Raw genomic sequence first — 14,170 nt, 5'->3', positions numbered from 1 at the left:
GCAACTCACCGTCGAATACCTGGTTCTGACGGGTGACCCGCGGCCGCCGCGCCGTTACGGTGATCGGGTGTCCGACACGGAGCAGACCCACGGCCGGATCTACCTGCTACGCCACGGCGAGACCGAGTGGTCCGCCACGGGGCGGCACACGAGCTATACCGACATCCCGCTCACCGCGCGGGGCCGGGAGCTGGCCACCGCCGCCGGGCGGGTGCTGGCCGGCGTCCGCGGCCCGGACGCGCCGCCGTTCGCCCTGGAACTGACCAGTCCCCGGCGCCGGGCGGCCGACACCGCCGCGCTGGCCAAGCTCTCCCCGGAGGTCGACGACTCGCTGGTGGAGTGGAACTACGGCGACTACGAGGGCCTGACCACCCCACAGATCCGGGAGACGGTGCCCGGCTGGACGGTGTGGACGCATCCCAGCCTCAACGGCGAGACCGCGACCGAGGTGGCCGCCCGGGCCGACACGGTGCTCAGCCGGTGTCGCGCCGTGCTGGACCGCGGTGACGTGGTGCTGATCGGGCACGGGCACTTCAGCCGGGTGCTCACCGCACGCTGGCTGGGCCTGGCGGCGGGCGCCGGCGTGGGCTTCAAGCTGGATGCGGGCGGGCTGACCGTGCTCGGCGACGAGCGCGGCGAACCCCGGCTGGACCACACCAACCTGGTCGAGCTGAGCGAGGCCTATGAGCTGAGCGGCGCCCGGCTGAGCTGAGCGGGGCCGGCCCGGTCAGGACGACTGGCCTCGGCGGGCGTCGTCCTGGTCCAGCGCCCACGCCCGGGCCGGCGCACTGAGCAGCAGCAACAGCGCGGCCAGCACCACCGCGCCGGTGACCGCGCCGGCCAGCACCTGGTGGGACGGCACCAGCAACGAGTACGCCAGCGGCAACAGCAGCAGTTGCACCACGACCGCCGGGGTGCGCGCCCAGAACCGGCCCTTGGCCAACCCGAGGGCGACCAGCAGCAGCGCCGCCCCGATCAGCAGGAACATGCCGCTCTCGGCCACCACTCCGCCCAGCCTCTGCGACCCCGTGCCGGCGCGCACCACGAGGTAACCGGCGAAGCCGACCGCGACCAGACCCTGCAGGCCGACCAGTGCGGCCGCCGCCCGGACCGGGCCGGGCGGGCGCGCACCGCGGGCGTCCGCCCTGGGGGAGTCCGGCCCTGCGCTCACGCCGGCAACAGTAATGCCCGCGTCGGGGCAATTCCCCACTGCACCGCAACCCACGACGTGCGGCACTGCGGTTACCCTGCCATCGTGCGCGCCCTGCTCGTGGTCAACCCGCAGGCGACCTCTACGACCGCCGCCGGCCGAGAAGTGCTGGCGCATGCCCTGGCCAGTGAGCTGAAGCTGGACGTGCTGCAGACCCAGTACCGGGGGCACGCCGCCGAGGCGACCGCCGCCGCCGTCCGGGGCGGCACCGAGCTGGTCATCGCGCACGGCGGCGACGGCACGGTCAACGAGGTGGTGAACGGGCTGCTGGAGGCCCGCCCGCCCGGCGAGGGCCCGGCCGACGCGGAGGCGCCGCTGTTCGCGGTGGTTCCCGGCGGCTCGGCCAACGTGTTCGCCCGGGCGCTCGGGCTGCCCAAGGACCCGCTGGAGGCCACCTCGGCGGTGCTGCACGCGCTCGCCGACCGGCGTACCAGGACGGTGGGGCTGGGCCGGGCGGACGACCGGTGGTTCACCTTCAACGCCGGCCTCGGCTGGGACGCCGAAGTGGTGGCCTCGGTGGAGCGCGCCAGGGCACGCGGCCATGAGGCCAGCCCGACCCGCTACGCCCGCACCGCGCTGCGCCATTACCTCCGCCAGCTGCGGAACCCCCGGTCGCTGACGATCGAGCTGCCCGGCGAGGAACCGGTGTCCGGGCTCCGGCTGGCGATGGTCTGTGCCACCGACCCGTGGACCTACCTGGGTTCCCGCCCGGTGCGCACCAACCCCGGCTGCGGGGAGACGGACGGGCTGGCGCTGTTCGCGTTGCGCAGTCTCGGGCCGGCCACTGTGCTCCCGTTAATACGCGAGATTTTGCGTAAACAAGGAGATCCAAACGGCCCGCACATCCTGAGTCGGGACGAATTGCCACTCATTCGAGTGAGTAGTGACGCCCCCGTAGCCCTCCAGGTGGATGGCGACTACCTGGGAGAACGCAGCGAGGTCGAGTTCGTCGCGGTACCCAGGGCGTTGCGAGTCGTCGTGTGAGAACCGCGGCTCGCCGCAGTTACCAACCTGTCGGGTGACCGTGTCCAGACCGTTTTCCGCCATTCACCGACCGAGTTGAACCGTCGATCCCGTTGGGACTCGCGCCTTTGGCCGTGATCGTTCAACGTTGTCCTCGAAGCCAGCACGACCGCTGAGGAGAAATCTCCTCCGGCACGGTCGGCCCGGACTCGGAGCTCGCAGGAGCTACGGGGACAGGCCGGCGGGTTCGGGTCAGTCGTTCAGCGTAGTCGGTCACACGGTGTAAGTAGCCGTAGCCTTGATTGCGATGAGCGGGTGAGGAAGCTCTCACCCTACTGCCCAAGAATCCTTGAACTGATCCGTCGCTCGTGAAAGAATTCACAAGCGACACGCCCGTACTGACGAGATAGGTGCGCGCCACAGCGCGCAGAGCAAGGAGCAGAGCAATCATGGACTGGCGCCACCGCGCGAGCTGCCGTGACGAGGACCCGGAGCTTTTCTTCCCGGTAGGGACTTCCGGCCCCGCACTGTTGCAGGTCGCCGAGGCTAAGACCGTCTGTCGGCGCTGCCCCGTGAACACCGAGTGCCTGACGTGGGCACTGGAAAGCGGCCAAGACGCCGGTGTATGGGGCGGCATGAGCGAAGACGAGCGACGCGCACTCAAGCGCCGCAACGCTCGCACTCGGGCCCGAACTGGAGCCTGAGCAACCACTGAGCCTGTTTTTACGCGCTCCCCGATCCGCGAGCCCGGCGCCAGAACATTGGCCCCGGGCTCGCGGTCTGTCCGGGGCTGGTGCACAACGGACCAACTCGACCGGTAGTTCAGCGGTCGAGCGGGTGAACGGCCAGGTGAACGGGTCAGAGAGAGGGTGAGCGGTCAGCCGGTCAACGCCAGCCGTTGAACGGTATCAGGTGAGCCTCAGCCGCCATTCAGCCGGGCCGTCTCCGGGCCAACGGTCAGCCGCGGCACCCCGCATCGCCCCGGTTCGACGGCCGACGGCCGCTCAGACGCGCAGCAGCGGGACCCGCAGGACCGCGTCGGTGCCCTTCGGCTCCCTCGGCCGCATGCTGAGCGAGGCGTCCAGCTCGGAGTCCACCAGCGTCCGCACGATCTGCAGGCCGAGGCCACGGGAACGCTCCAGCGAGAACCCCTTGGGCAGGCCCCGCCCGTCGTCGCTGACCACCACGTCCAGCCAGCCGGCCGAGCGGCGCACCGAGAGCACCACCTCGCCCCGGGCACCCGGGGCGTAGGCGTGCGCCAGCGCGTTGTGCACCAGCTCGGTGAGCACCATGACCAGCGGGGTGGCCAACGCACTGGGCACCACACCGAAGCTGCCCTCCCGGCGGACCGTCACCCGGGACTCGGCGATCGCGACGTCGGTCATCATCGGGATGACCCGGTCCACCACCTCGTCCAGGTTCAGCCGCTCGTCGACCGACATGGACAGCGTCTCGTGCACCAGCGCGATCGAGGTGACCCGCCGCACCGACTCGTCCAGCACCTTGCGGGCCTCGAGGTTGGGCGTGCGCCGGGACTGCAGCCGCAGCAGCGCGGCGACCGTCTGCAGGTTGTTCTTCACCCGGTGATGGATCTCCCGGATGGTGGCGTCCTTGGTCAGCAGCGCCCGGTCCCGCCGCTTGACCTCGGTGACGTCGCGGACCAGCACCAACGCGCCGGCCGGCGCGCCGCGGGGGCGCAGCGGCATGGCGCGCAGCAGCAGCGCGGCACCGCCCGCCTCCACCTCCATCCGCAGCGAGGGGCGGCCGTCCAGCGCGGACCGGATCCGCTTGACGGCCTCGGCGCCGTCGAACGGGTCCCGGACCAGCGGCCGGGTGACGTTGCTGAGCACCGCGCCGACCAGGTCCGAGGCGTGGCCCATCCGGTGGTAGGCGGACAGCGCGTTCGGGCTCGCGAACACCACCCGCCCGCCGGTGTCCAGCCGGATCAGCCCGTCGCCGACCCTGGGGTTGGTCTGGGTGTCCACGGTGGGGTCCGGCGCCGGGAAGGTGCCGTCGGCGATCATCTGGCAGAGGTCGGCGGCGGCGCCGAGGTAGGCGATCTCCAGCGGGCTGGGCACCCTGGCCACCGCCAGGTTCGTGTCCCGGGAGAGCACCGCGAGCACCACCCCGTCGCGGCTCACCGGGATGGTCTCCCGGCGCACCGGTACCCCGTGGTGCCAGCGCGGGTCCTCCTCGCGGCAGATCCGCGCATCGATCATCGCCCGGCGCAGCGGAGCGTGCTCCGGCTCGACCACGACGCTGCCCACCGCGTCCTCCGGGTGCGCGGTCGGCGCGGTGGTGGGCCGGGCCTGCGCCACACACAGGAACCGGCCGGACCTGCCGTCCCCCGGTCCGGCGTCGCCCGGCACCCCGTCGACGGGCGGATCCGGCAGCGGTATCCAGATCATGAAGTCGGCGAACGACAGGTCCGCCAGCAGTTGCCATTCGGCGACCACCCGCTGCAGGTGGTCCACCGCCAGGCCGGACAGCCGGGTGTGTTCGGCGACCAGCTCGGTCAGCGTCGACACGGGCGGATCCTAGGAGGGTGCTGAACAACTCCGGCCGTAGCGAGCGGTGGCCAGGTGGTGTCATCGCAAGGCCGACGAGCGGGCCGATACCGGGGTTGTACCGGCCCGCTCGTCCAACGCCGCGAGGGCGCCGCCTGGGCGCCGCGCAGTAGGCCCGAGTTGTTCTGTGCGCTCCTCGGAGGGTGCTGAACAACTCCGGCCGTAGCGAGCGGTGGCCAGGTGGTGTCATCGCAAGGCCGACGAGCGGGCCGATACCGGGGTTGTACCGGCCCGCTCGTCCAACGCCGCGAGGGCGCCGCCTGGGCGCCGCGCAGTAGGCCCGAGTTGTTCAGTGCGCTCCTCGCGGAGCTGCGCGCTCCGGTCATTCCACGATGGCGATCAGGTCGCCGCTCTGCACCACGTCGCCCTCGGCCACCGCGACGGTGGTCACCGTGCCGGGCACCTCGGTGATCACCGGGATCTCCATCTTCATGGACTCCAGGATGACCAGCGTGTCGCCGTCGGAGACCTGCGCGCCAGGCGCCACGACCACGCTCATCACATTGGCCACCATCTCGGCCCGGATCTCCTCTGTCACGCCCACCCTCCCCCTCGCCCCTGCTCACGCGGGGGCGAACCACCTGCGATCACCAGTCATCCAACCACGCGTGACAGACTCGACCGCAGAACACACCCGAGACTGAGGGAGGCGAGAACATGTCCCGACGAGCCCGCAAGAGGCGCGACCGCAAGAAGGGCGGCGCGAACCACGGCAAGCGGCCAAACGCCTGAGTGCCGCCGGCCGGGCGCCGCGTCCCTGACGCGCACCGACCGACGCGGAAAAGGGCCGGGGTGGAACATCCACTCCGGCCCTTTCCCATGGTCTTCGTCAAGCGTGCCGTGCCTAGTCAGACGCCTGGTCAGACGCGGCGCTCGATCCGGGTACTGCGTACCTCGATGCTGGTGGTGCCGCCCGGCCCGCTCTCCACGGTGACCTGGGCCTGCTCGAGCACCGCCAGTCGGATCTGGTCCCGCAGCCGCGCCTTCAGCGTGTTCGGCGCCTGCTCGCCACCACACTTGCGGGCCAGCAGCTCCTTGAGCTTCTCCTCGAGGCCGTACTGCGCGAGGCACGGGTGGCACTCGTCGAGGTGCTGGCGCAGCAGGTCCCTGCGGTTCTGGTTGCACTCCTGGTCCAGGAACAACCACACCTCGGCGAGGACCTCGTTGCAGTCCGTCTCGTGCTCGTCTCCGCAGCTCACTGGGCTACCTCCTGCCCACGCAAGAACCCGCGCTCACGGGCGGTGTCGGTCAGCAGGTCGCGCAGCTGACGCCGACCGCGGTGCAGGCGGGACATGACGGTACCGATCGGGGTGCCCATGATGTCAGCGATCTCCTTGTAGGCGAATCCCTCGACGTCGGCGAGGTAGACCGCCATCCGGAAGTCCTCCGGCAGCTCCTGCAGTGCGGCCTTGACCGCGCTGTCCGGCAACAGGTCCAGCGCTTCCACCTCGGCCGAACGCAGTCCGACCGAGCTGTGCTCACCGGCCTGGGCGAGCTGCCAGTCGGTGATCTCGTCGGTCGGGTGCTGCGCGGGCTGGCGCTGCCGCTTGCGGTACCCGTTGATGTAGGTGTTGGTCAGGATGCGATAGAGCCACGCCTTCAGGTTGGTGCCGGCGCGGAACGAAGCGAACGCGGCGTACGCCTTCAGGTAGGTCTCCTGGACCAGGTCCTCCGCGTCGGCCGGGTTTCGCGTCATCCGCAGCGCGGCGCCGTAGAGCTGATCCAGCAACGGCATCGCGTCGCGCTCGAACCGGGACGCGAGCAGCTCGGCGGTCTCCACCGGCTCCTCCTCGTCCGGGACAGCGACCTCCGGAACAGCAACCTCCGGCACAGCGACAGCCGGGACAGCGCTCAGCTCCGCATCAGCCGGCCGCTCGACCTCGCCGGCCTGGTTGACGGCCCGCACCTCCGCCGGCTCGCCCTCAGGTGGCACCGAGCTCCCTCCGCGCCGCTTGCGCGGCGTCCCCAGCTTGCTCGCCATCGACATGGCGGCTGCGTCGATATCAATGTCGATATCGATATCGACCGAAGCTGAGGATACGCCCCGCGGCCGGTGGCGGCCGGGGGGTGCTGACGTGGGGACGCGCACATCTGAGTCGTGCGAGAGACCCGGCAAGAGACCAGGCAAGAGCTCTCCCGTCAGAGGGGTCAATACGGCATGTTGCACGTTGGCTGGAACGCCGGGGAGCGGGCGCGCATTCCCCGCCCCCGGGTGTGTGCCGAGCCACCCCGGCCCGGACGGCACCGTATTCTCCCCTGCCATGGCGGGAACCCCGGCGACCGCGCTGCTCGACGCCCAGCGGGTGGCCTACCAGGTACACAGCTATCCGCACCGGGCCGGCGAGGCCTACGGTCCGGAGGCCGCCCGGGCACTCGGGCTGGACCCGGCCCGCGTCTTCAAGACCCTGGTCGCCGAGGTCGACGGCGGCCTGACGGTCGGCGTGCTGCCGGTCACCGGCACCCTGGACCTGAAGGCGCTGGCTTCGGCGGTGGGCGGCAAACGGGCCAAGATGGCCGAGATCAAGGCGGCGGAGCGGGCTACCGGCTACGTGGCCGGCGGGATCTCCCCGCTGGGCCAGAAGAAGCGGCTGCGGATCGTGCTGGACGCCTCGGCGACCGACTACGACACGGTCTTCTGCAGCGGTGGGCGGCGTGGCCTCGAGGTGGAACTGGCCCCGGGCGACCTGGTCCGGCTGACCGGAGCCACAGTCGCGGCCATTACCTCATACTGAGAACCCGACCGGCGCGGATGTAACTCATCCAGGCGATCTGAGGCCGCGTTCTGGGCCCTTTAGTCTTCTCCCCATGCCACAGAGCCACCATCATGACCGGATGTCGCAGGTTTCGGTGGTCCGTGCCCGGGAGCTGTGGCACGCCTGGGTGACCCCGGGGACGGCGCCGAGGGCGCTACCTGAGACCGAACTGGTGACGGTCTACCGACTGTGGCTGGCGGCCCTGCTGCTGAAGATGCTCGGTGCCGGCTGGGACGTGTCCTGGCACTTCCGCTGGTTGCGCGACGACCTGGCACCGCCGCACCTGCTGAACTCGGCGGGCACCGCGATGGCCGTCGGGCTGGTCGCCTTCCACAGCTACACCGGCTACGGGGTGGACCGCCGGGCGCTGCGCCTGATGCAGGTCGGCGCGGGAGTCTTCCTGCTGGCCATTCCACTGGACGTGATCAACCACCGGGTCAACGGCCTGGACATCACCACCTGGAGCCCCACCCACGGACTGCTCTACCTGGGCACCGCGGTGATGCTCGCCGGGGTGATCCGGGGTTGGGGTCTGTACGGGCCGGCGGACCGGTGGCGGCCCTGGACACTCGGTGCCCTGTGGGTGTTCTTCCTGGAGAACACGATGTTCGTGGCCGGGCAGCAGGAGTACGGCGTGTACGCGGTCGCCGCCTGGGACGCCGGCCGCCCGGAGGCCGAACCGAGCCTGCTGCAGTTCGCCGCCGACCAGATCGGCCGCCCCGTCGACCGGGCCTCACTGATCCACTTCGCGCTGCCGGTGCCGGCCTGGGTCTACCTGGCGTGGATCCTCGCCGCCGCGGTGCTGGTGCTGGTGCTGGCCCGCTGGATGATCGGCTGGCGCTGGTCGGCGACCGCGGTCACCGCCGCCTACCTGACCTACCGCTGCGTCACCTGGGTGCTGCTCGCCGGCACCGGGTTCCCCCGCTCCGCGGTGCCGTTCCTGCTGCTCGGCGGTGCGCTGGTGGTGGACCTGGTGATGTCCTCGGAGTTGCTGGCGCGCCTGCGCTGGCCGGCCCGCCCGCTGCTCGGTGCCATGCTGGTGGCGGCCGCGATCAGTGGCGGAGCGTGGTTGCAGGACGTGCTGCTGGTGGCCCCGCCGCTGGACTACAGATCGGTCGCCGGGGCGGCCGGCGGGCTCGCCGCGATCTGGCTCGGGCTGGCGCATCTCGTGCGTAGACCGGCTTTTGCCCGCTGGTCCACCGAGGCTCGACCGACGCCCAGCGGGGGCCCGCACCCGTCCACTCCCGGGGGAGGCGTCACCGGGGGAGATTACAAAATATAACGCTCTGTGGCAGGATCAGCAGGTCCGCTAAGATCATCAATAAGACGACGTTAAGGTAGCGTGATGAGTTCGAACGGGTCGATGCAGAACGTGGGGTGGCCGAATTCGGTCTCCCCTGGCATCGGCGCATTCCGGATCGATGTGCCAGCTGAGTGGTCGGCGATCGAGCCAGCCGGCGGCCTGATTGCCTTCCTCGCCCCACCGAGCGACAACTTCCGGGTCAACCTGGTGGTCTTCGGTGAGCGGGTTCCGGAGGACAAGGAGCTCGGCGAGCTGGCCGAGGAGGCGCTGCTCGGCGCGGGCGCCACCGACATCGTGGCGATCGGGATGGACGGCGCCGAGAGCGAGGAGCAGCTGCCCAGCGCGGCTCGCCGGACGGACCTGATGCTGGAGGGCCGGATGGTCCGCCAGCTCGCGGTCACCACCGAGGGGCCGGACCGGTCCCCCACCGGCGTGCGCAGTGTGTACGCACTGGTCGGCAGCTGCCTGACCGAGCGCGCCGAGGTCGACGAGCACATCCTCACCGAGATGATCTCGTCGTTCACCGTGACCGCCGGGGTGCCCGCAAGCCACTAGCGCGCACGCCGGGAGCCCGCTCGCACGCCGGAGCCCGCGCACGCCGGAGCCCGCGCACGCCGGAGCCCGCGCACGCCGGAGCCCGCGCACGCCGGAGCCCGCGCACGCCGGAGCCCGCGCACGCCGGAGCCCGCGCACGCCGGAGCCCGGCTCGCACAGACCGGCCGCGGGCGGCACAGGGGCTGCAACGTCTGTGCGGGCGGCACCTGGGCTGTGGGAGCCGGGCTATGTGATCGGGCTACGCGAGCCGGGCTACGTGGTCACGGCGCGGGGCCCTACGCGCTCTGTGCGAGTTCGGGCTCGGCTCGGTGGGCGGCCGCGAGCGTGATCCGGTTGATGCCTCGGAGCACGTCGCGACCGCGGTGCGGCCACCGGCCTGTCGTTACCGAGCTGCACACCAGGCAGGTTATTCGGCCGTCCGACCTGCACCGTGTGCAGCTCGGTAACAGGGTGCAGGCGCCGTGGGCGGCTCGGTAACAGGGTGCTGGCGCCGTGGCCATGGCGTTGCGCCGGCCGCTGGGCGGTGGCGGCACCGAGCCCGCTCGCACAGACCGCGTGCGCCTCGCACACAGTGTTCAACGTCTGTGCGGGCTGCAGCCGGTCTGTGCGGGCCGCACCTGCTCTGTGCGGGCCCGGCTACCCGGTGCGGGTCGGGCCCTGCCCTGTGGGGGCCGGGCTACGTGATCGGGCTACGTGATCGGGCTACGTGATCGGGCTACGTGATCGGGCTACGTGATCGGGCTACGTGATCGGGCTACGTGATCGGGCTACGTGATCGGGCGGAGTATCCGTTCCAACCACTCGCCGACGGCGCGGGACAGGCCGTCCAGGTCGCCCTTCAGCGAATGGTCGCCGGGCAGCAGCACGACGTCGCGGTGCGGTGCCGGCGCGGGCTGGCCGAACGGGTCCCGCTCGCCCTGCACCACCAGGATCGGCACGTCCACCCCGGCCAGCTCGGGCAGCCGGTCCTTCTCCGGCTTGCCCGGCGGGTGCACCGGGAACGCCAGGCAGAGCACCGCGGCCGCGCCGCCCTCGTCCGAGGTACGGCAGGCCACCCTGGCGCCGGAGGAGCGCCCGCCGAAGACCAGCGGCAACCCCTCCAGCACACCCGCGCCGAGATACTCCACGACGGCCAGCCACGCGGTGTCGAGCTGCTTGGCCGGGGCCGGCGCGCGCCGCCCGGCCACCCGGTACGGCTGCTCCACCAGGGCGACGTGCACCCCGGCCCGGCGCGCCGACTGAGCCGCGGCCACCAGGTCCGGCGCCGCGATCCCGCCGCCGGCACCGTGCCCGAGCAGCAACCCGGCCCGACCCTCCGGGACGCAGTGCAGATCCACCCTGGCCAGCCCGTGCGGGGTCTCGATCTCGAGCATGCTCACCGGCGTGCGGCGGATCGCGCGCCGGCGGGCTGCCCTGACGGTGTGTGCGGGTCCGCTGGCGCTGACGGTGCGTGCGGGTCCGCTGGCGGCTCAGCGGGCGACTCAGGGGGTTTTCCGGGGGTGTCCAGGTCCAGCGCCAGCGCGGGCTCGGCGACTTCGACGCGTTCCACCAGCTCCGGGCCCTCATTGCGCACGTTGTTCACCCGCGAGGACACCGGGCGCAGCTCCAACCCGGCGACCAGCTCGGCCGACGGCGGCGCCAGCAGGTCCATCGGCGGGGCGGCGTCCGGGTCCAGCCAGGCCGACCAGTCGGCCGGGGCGAGCAGCAGTGGCATCCGCTCGTGGATCTCGGCCAGCGGGCCGACCGCCTCGGTGGTCAGCACCGCGGCGGTGAGCAGTGGCTCGCCGCCGTCCGCCGGGCGCCAGAACTCCCACACCCCGGCCAGCGCCAGCGAGCCGCCCGGCTTGCCGTTGGCCGAGCCGGTGATGAAGAACGGCTGCTTGCCGGCCGCGCCGGACTTGGTGGCGGCGCCGGACGCGGCGGCCCGGCGCCACTCGTACCAGCCGTCGGCCGGCAGCAGGCAGCGGCGGGCAGCCAGTGCTTTGCGGAACGCCGGCTTCGTCGCGGCCGTCTCGGCGCGCGCGTTGATCATGCGGGAGCCGACCGACGGATCCTTCGCCCAGGACGGCACCAACCCCCAGCGCAGCACCCGCACACTGCGCTCGGTGCGGCTGCCGTCCGGGGCGCCGTCGGCGTCGCGGGGATGGCGTTGGACCACGGCGAGCACCGGCTTCGTGGGCGCCACGTTGTAGTCCGCATCGGGCGCGGCGTCACCGGTGGCGTCCACCGCACGGAACTCGTCCGCGATGTCCGCCGCCGACTTGGTCGAGGCATACCGACCACACATGTACGCCATGCTCCCACGAGTGCGGAATCATGAGCACATGCCCGACGCGTCAGCACCGCACCCAGCACCGCCCAGTCAGTCGAGCCCGGAGCCGAGACCGGAGCCGTGGCCGGCACCGACCGTGACCGCTCCGGTGACCGGGGCCGTCGTCGCGCCGGGCTCGAAGTCGCAGACCAACCGGGCGTTGCTGCTCGCCGCGCTGTCCGGTGGCAAGTGCACGGTCGCGGGCGCGCCGGCCAGCCGGGACACCGCGCTGATGGTGGGCGCGCTGCGGTCCCTCGGCGTGCCGGTCCGCGGTGCCGGCGAGCTGATCGAGGTCGGCGCGCACGACGGCTGGCGCGGCGGCACCGAGGTGGACGTCGGGCTGGCCGGCACGGTGATGCGGTTCGTCCCGCCGGCCGCGGTGCTGGCCGCCGGGCCGGTGCGCTTCGACGGCGACCCGCGCGCCCGGGAGCGCCCGATGGGTCCGGTGCTGGACGGGCTGCGCGCGCTCGGCGCCCGGGTCGAGACGCACGGCATCGGCGACAACCTGCCGTTCACCCTGCACGGGACCGGCGGGCTGCCCGGCGGGGAGGTGGTGCTGGACGCCTCCGGCTCGTCCCAGTTCGTCTCCGGGCTGCTGCTGTCCGGGGCGGCCTACGACAAGGGACTGACGGTCCACCACGACGGCAGGCCGGTGCCCTCGCTGCCGCACATCGAGATGACCGTCGAGATGCTGCGCGCCGCCGGCGTCGAGGTGGATGACGGCGAGCCGAACACCTGGCGGGTGTCCGCCGGCCCGATCGCCGCGCGGGACTGGACGGTCGAGCCGGACCTGTCCAACGCGTCGGTGTACCTGGCGGCGGCGGCGATCACCGGCGGCCGGGTCACCGTGCTCGGCTGGCCGACCGCGTCCACCCAGCCGGGGGCGGCCATCCTCGGCGTGCTGGACCAGTTCGGCGCCACCGTGACACCGGGCCCGGACGGGATGACGGTCACCGGGCCGGACCGGCTGCGCGGCGTGGACGTCGACCTGCACGACGTCGGCGAGCTGGCCCCCACCATCGCCGCGCTGGCCGCGCTGGCCGACGGCCCGTCCCGGCTGCGCGGGATCGCCCACCTGCGCGGCCACGAGACCGACCGGCTGGCCGCGCTGGCCACCGAGCTCAGCGCGCTCGGCGCGGACGCCACCGAGACGCCGGACGGGCTGGCGATCCGGCCCCGGCCGCTGCACGGGCGGCCCGACCGGCTGTGGGGCGCCTACGCGGACCACCGGATGGCCACCGCCGGCGCGCTGCTCGGCCTGGTCATCCCGGGTGTGACGGTGGACGATATCGGCTGCACGGACAAGACCATCCCGGACTTCCCAGGCCGCTGGGCCGCCCTGGTATCCGACAACTCGCGGTCCGGGGACACGGGGAGCTGATGGCGCCGGCGCCGAGGCAGTACGACGAGACCGACGTCCGGATCCGCCCCGGGCGGCGGAGCTCGCGGCCGCGTACCAAGATCCGCCCGGAGCACACCGACGCCGAGCCGGCGATGGTCGTCGCGGTGGACCGGGGCCGGTGGACCTGCATCCCCGACTCCGCCCGCCCCGGCGACCTGGACGCGCTGGTGGTCGCCATGCGCGCCCGGGAGCTGGGCCGCACCCCGATCGTCGTCGGCGACCGGGTCGGGCTGGTGGGCGACCAGTCCGGCGGGTCGGACGCACTGGCCCGCATCATCCGCGTCGACGAGCGGACCAGTGTGCTGCGCCGCACCGCCGACGATAACGACGCGTACGAGCGGATCGTGGTGGCCAACGCCGAGCAGCTGGTGATCGTGGCCGCACTGGCCGACCCGCCGCCCAGCGTCGGCTTCGTGGACCGTGCGCTGGTCGCCGCCTACGCCGGTGGGCTGCGCCCGCTGCTCTGCCTGACCAAGGCCGACCTGGCCGACACGCAGCCCACCGCCGACCCCGCCGTGGTGGCCGCCGGCTGGCACGAGCTGGACCTGCCGATCGTCGTCACCCGGTTCGACCGGCCCCCGGACGAGATGCGCGAGGTGCTCGCCGGGCGGGTATCGGCGCTCATCGGCCACTCAGGGGTGGGCAAGTCGACGCTGGTCAACGCGCTGGTGCCGGACGCCGCCCGGGCGGTGGGGCGGGTGTCCGGGGTCGGGAAGGGGCGGCACACGTCGTCCTCGGCGGTGGCCATCCCGCTGCCCGGCGGCGGCTGGGTGGTGGACACCCCCGGGGTGCGCTCGTTCGGGCTGGCGCACGTCTCGGCGACCGAGGTGGTCAGCGCCTTCGCCGACCTGGCCGCCGCGATCACCGACTGCCCGCGCGGGTGTGGACACCTCGGTCCGCCGGCGGACCCGGAGTGCGCGCTGGACGCGCTGGTCGCCAGCGGCGGGGTCAGTGCCGGCCGGCTCGCCGCGCTGCGCCGGGTACTGGTCGCGCTGGCCGCCCCGTCCTGGTCCTAGCCCCGTCCTGGTCCTAGCCCCGTCCTGGTCCTAGCCCCGCCCCTGGTCCTAGCCCCGCCTGGTCCTAGCCCCGCCTGCCCTAGCCCCGCC

The 14,170-nt window shown here is 72.5% G+C and carries 16 protein-coding genes; 9 read left to right on the top strand and 7 right to left on the bottom strand.

Annotation, left to right across the window (positions count from 1 at the left end):
• Positions 1-67: 67 nt before the first annotated feature.
• The gene (locus ACTXG6_RS14055) at positions 68-712 is read left to right on the top strand and encodes a histidine phosphatase family protein (protein ID WP_445188235.1); all 645 of its coding nucleotides are present in this window, start codon (positions 68-70) and stop codon (positions 710-712) included.
• A 15-nt stretch (positions 713-727) separates the two neighbouring features.
• Here ACTXG6_RS14055 and ACTXG6_RS14050 read toward each other — a convergent pair whose 3' ends face one another.
• Positions 728-1,171 (bottom strand): hypothetical protein, encoded by a 444-nt coding sequence (locus tag ACTXG6_RS14050; RefSeq protein ID WP_445188234.1) that lies wholly within the window; start codon positions 1,169-1,171, stop codon positions 728-730.
• Positions 1,172-1,255: 84 nt separating this feature from the next.
• Here ACTXG6_RS14050 and ACTXG6_RS14045 point away from each other — a divergent pair, with 84 nt between their 5' ends.
• Together ACTXG6_RS14045 and ACTXG6_RS14040 are read left to right on the top strand one after the other, a co-directional pair.
• On the top strand, positions 1,256-2,194 hold the full coding sequence (locus tag ACTXG6_RS14045; RefSeq protein ID WP_445188233.1) for a diacylglycerol/lipid kinase family protein: 939 nt from the start codon (positions 1,256-1,258) through the stop codon (positions 2,192-2,194).
• A 428-nt stretch (positions 2,195-2,622) separates the two neighbouring features.
• Positions 2,623-2,877, top strand: coding sequence for a WhiB family transcriptional regulator (locus ACTXG6_RS14040; protein WP_185064401.1), 255 nt, complete (start codon positions 2,623-2,625; stop codon positions 2,875-2,877).
• A 300-nt stretch (positions 2,878-3,177) separates the two neighbouring features.
• On the opposite strand, the gene ACTXG6_RS14035 is transcribed toward ACTXG6_RS14040, so the two are convergent.
• Together ACTXG6_RS14035 and ACTXG6_RS14030 are read right to left on the bottom strand one after the other, a co-directional pair.
• Positions 3,178-4,701, bottom strand: a complete 1,524-nt coding sequence (locus ACTXG6_RS14035) for a sensor histidine kinase (protein WP_445188232.1) — start codon at positions 4,699-4,701, stop codon at positions 3,178-3,180.
• Between the two features lie 361 nt (positions 4,702-5,062).
• Positions 5,063-5,278: a biotin/lipoyl-binding carrier protein gene (locus tag ACTXG6_RS14030; RefSeq protein WP_445188231.1), complete on the bottom strand. Its 216-nt coding sequence runs from the start codon at positions 5,276-5,278 to the stop codon at positions 5,063-5,065.
• A 119-nt stretch (positions 5,279-5,397) separates the two neighbouring features.
• Here ACTXG6_RS14030 and ACTXG6_RS14025 point away from each other — a divergent pair, with 119 nt between their 5' ends.
• A complete protein-coding gene (locus ACTXG6_RS14025) occupies positions 5,398-5,472 on the top strand; it encodes a 50S ribosomal protein bL37 (RefSeq protein WP_414710562.1) in 75 nt (24 codons plus the stop codon).
• Positions 5,473-5,600: 128 nt separating this feature from the next.
• On the opposite strand, the gene rsrA is transcribed toward ACTXG6_RS14025, so the two are convergent.
• Together rsrA and ACTXG6_RS14015 are read right to left on the bottom strand one after the other, a co-directional pair.
• Positions 5,601-5,939, bottom strand: a complete 339-nt coding sequence (gene rsrA, locus ACTXG6_RS14020; protein ID WP_445188230.1) for a mycothiol system anti-sigma-R factor — start codon at positions 5,937-5,939, stop codon at positions 5,601-5,603.
• On the bottom strand, positions 5,936-6,727 hold the full coding sequence (locus tag ACTXG6_RS14015) for a sigma-70 family RNA polymerase sigma factor (RefSeq protein WP_445188229.1): 792 nt from the start codon (positions 6,725-6,727) through the stop codon (positions 5,936-5,938). The genes rsrA and ACTXG6_RS14015 overlap by 4 nt, the downstream gene beginning before the upstream one ends.
• Positions 6,728-7,001: 274 nt before the next feature.
• Here ACTXG6_RS14015 and ybaK point away from each other — a divergent pair, with 274 nt between their 5' ends.
• The 3 genes from ybaK (at position 7,002) to ACTXG6_RS14000 (ending at position 9,351) form a co-directional block, all read left to right on the top strand.
• Positions 7,002-7,472, top strand: coding sequence for a Cys-tRNA(Pro) deacylase (gene ybaK, locus ACTXG6_RS14010; protein ID WP_445188228.1), 471 nt, complete (start codon positions 7,002-7,004; stop codon positions 7,470-7,472).
• Positions 7,473-7,572: 100 nt separating this feature from the next.
• Positions 7,573-8,775: a hypothetical protein gene (locus ACTXG6_RS14005; protein WP_445188227.1), complete on the top strand. Its 1,203-nt coding sequence runs from the start codon at positions 7,573-7,575 to the stop codon at positions 8,773-8,775.
• Positions 8,776-8,838: 63 nt separating this feature from the next.
• Positions 8,839-9,351, top strand: coding sequence for a hypothetical protein (locus ACTXG6_RS14000; protein WP_445188226.1), 513 nt, complete (start codon positions 8,839-8,841; stop codon positions 9,349-9,351).
• A gap of 767 nt (positions 9,352-10,118) precedes the next feature.
• Here ACTXG6_RS14000 and ACTXG6_RS13995 read toward each other — a convergent pair.
• A complete protein-coding gene (locus ACTXG6_RS13995; protein WP_445188225.1) occupies positions 10,119-10,724 on the bottom strand; it encodes an alpha/beta hydrolase family protein in 606 nt (201 codons plus the stop codon).
• Positions 10,725-10,726: 2 nt separating this feature from the next.
• Complete coding sequence (locus ACTXG6_RS13990) at positions 10,727-11,638, bottom strand: SOS response-associated peptidase (protein ID WP_445188224.1); 912 nt, start codon at positions 11,636-11,638, stop codon at positions 10,727-10,729.
• A gap of 121 nt (positions 11,639-11,759) precedes the next feature.
• Between ACTXG6_RS13990 and aroA the strand changes: the two genes are divergently transcribed.
• Positions 11,760-13,043, top strand: a complete 1,284-nt coding sequence (gene aroA / locus ACTXG6_RS13985; protein ID WP_445188223.1) for a 3-phosphoshikimate 1-carboxyvinyltransferase — start codon at positions 11,760-11,762, stop codon at positions 13,041-13,043.
• On the top strand, positions 13,043-14,080 hold the full coding sequence (gene rsgA / locus ACTXG6_RS13980) for a ribosome small subunit-dependent GTPase A (RefSeq protein ID WP_445188222.1): 1,038 nt from the start codon (positions 13,043-13,045) through the stop codon (positions 14,078-14,080). The genes aroA and rsgA overlap by 1 nt, the downstream gene beginning before the upstream one ends.
• Positions 14,081-14,170 lie beyond the last annotated feature (90 nt).

Source organism: Pseudonocardia sp. Cha107L01 (assembly GCF_052566575.1).
This window is presented reverse-complemented; position numbering and strand designations above follow the sequence as displayed.

Excerpts from the sequence above, each read along its gene's own strand:
- ACTXG6_RS14000 (WP_445188226.1), top strand. The coding sequence starts at position 8,839 with ATGAGTTCGAACGGGTCGATGCAGAACGTGGGGTGGCCGAATTCGGTC.
- ACTXG6_RS14005 (WP_445188227.1), top strand. The coding sequence starts at position 7,573 with ATGTCGCAGGTTTCGGTGGTCCGTGCCCGGGAGCTGTGGCACGCCTGG.
- ACTXG6_RS13990 (WP_445188224.1), bottom strand. The coding sequence starts at position 11,638 with ATGTGTGGTCGGTATGCCTCGACCAAGTCGGCGGCGGACATCGCGGAC.
- ACTXG6_RS14015 (WP_445188229.1), bottom strand. The coding sequence starts at position 6,727 with ATGTCGATGGCGAGCAAGCTGGGGACGCCGCGCAAGCGGCGCGGAGGG.
- ACTXG6_RS14040 (WP_185064401.1), top strand. The coding sequence starts at position 2,623 with ATGGACTGGCGCCACCGCGCGAGCTGCCGTGACGAGGACCCGGAGCTT.
- ACTXG6_RS13995 (WP_445188225.1), bottom strand. The coding sequence starts at position 10,724 with ATGCTCGAGATCGAGACCCCGCACGGGCTGGCCAGGGTGGATCTGCAC.
- rsgA (WP_445188222.1), top strand. The coding sequence starts at position 13,043 with ATGGCGCCGGCGCCGAGGCAGTACGACGAGACCGACGTCCGGATCCGC.
- ybaK (WP_445188228.1), top strand. The coding sequence starts at position 7,002 with ATGGCGGGAACCCCGGCGACCGCGCTGCTCGACGCCCAGCGGGTGGCC.